The following is a 1,062-nucleotide window of genomic DNA, read 5'->3' on the forward strand; positions in this document are numbered from 1 at the left end:
CCCGCAGCCGCGCGACCCTGCCGAGCGCCCCGAGCCCGGCGAGCCGCCGGCAGCCGGTCCGGCCAAGGGCACCGCACGTCCGGTGTCCGCCAGTGCCTCCGTGCCCGTGGCGAGCCGGGTGGCTCCGCCCGCGGACGCCGAGGAGGTGCCCCCGCCAGCCGCAGCGAGCCCGCAGCCGCGCGTCTACGGTCGTCCGGCCCCGGTTGACGAGCCCGCGCCGCAGTCGCCGTACCAGGACGAGGATCAGCCGGTCAGCGGCGCGTTCGGCGCGGCACCCACCTCGGGTGCCCGCGAGTCCGCGCCGACCTCCGGCGCCTACGGCCAGCCCCCGGAGAATCCGTACGCCCGCCCGGCGGACGGCACCTACGGCAAGCCGCCGGCGAGCCCCTTCGCGCCGCAGACCGACGGCAGCTACGGCACGCCGCCCGCGAGCCCGTTCGCCCCGCCGGCCGACAACCCTTACGCCAAGCCGGCCCCCGCGGACAATCCCTACGCCAAGCCGGCCCCCACGGACGGCACCTACGGCGCGCCGGCATCTGCCGACGGCACCTATGGGAAGCCGGCGACCGCAGACGGCACGTACGGCACGCCCGTGCCCACCGACGGCACCTACGGGCGCCCGTCCGAGGCCCCGTTCGGCACCCGGCCGTCGTCCGGCGCATCCCCGTTCGGGGACGACCAAAGCGACCGGCCCGGCAGCGCGAGCGACCGACCCGGCGGCCTCAGCGACCGGCCCGGCGGCCAGGACGACCGGCCCGGCAACCAGGGAGAATGGCCCGGCAGCCTGAGCGACCGGCCCGGCGGTCAAAGCGACCACCCCGGCAGCCAGGGAAGCTGGCCCGGCGGTCAGGAAGACCGGTCCGGCCAGGACGACCCCTTCGCTGTCCGTCCGTCCTCGGGCGCGTTCGGCGCACCCCCTGAGCACGGCGGCCCCTCAACGGATTCCGGCGCCCCCGAGACCGCACCGACCTCCGGTGCCTTCGGCGCAGCACCGACGTCCGGTGCGTTCGGCGCGGCACCGACGTCCGGTGCGTTCGGCGCGGCACCGACGTCCGGCGGCGC

At 77.9% G+C, this 1,062-nt stretch carries 1 pseudogene; it reads left to right on the plus strand.

Annotation, left to right across the window (positions count from 1 at the left end):
- Positions 1-82: 82 nt before the first annotated feature.
- Positions 83-1,062 (plus strand): annotated as a pseudogene (locus tag AB0C29_RS50020) (hypothetical protein); the annotation flags it as partial.

Origin of the sequence: Actinoplanes sp. NPDC048791, from assembly GCF_040650095.1 — a bacterium.
Classification (GTDB): domain Bacteria; phylum Actinomycetota; class Actinomycetes; order Mycobacteriales; family Micromonosporaceae; genus Actinoplanes.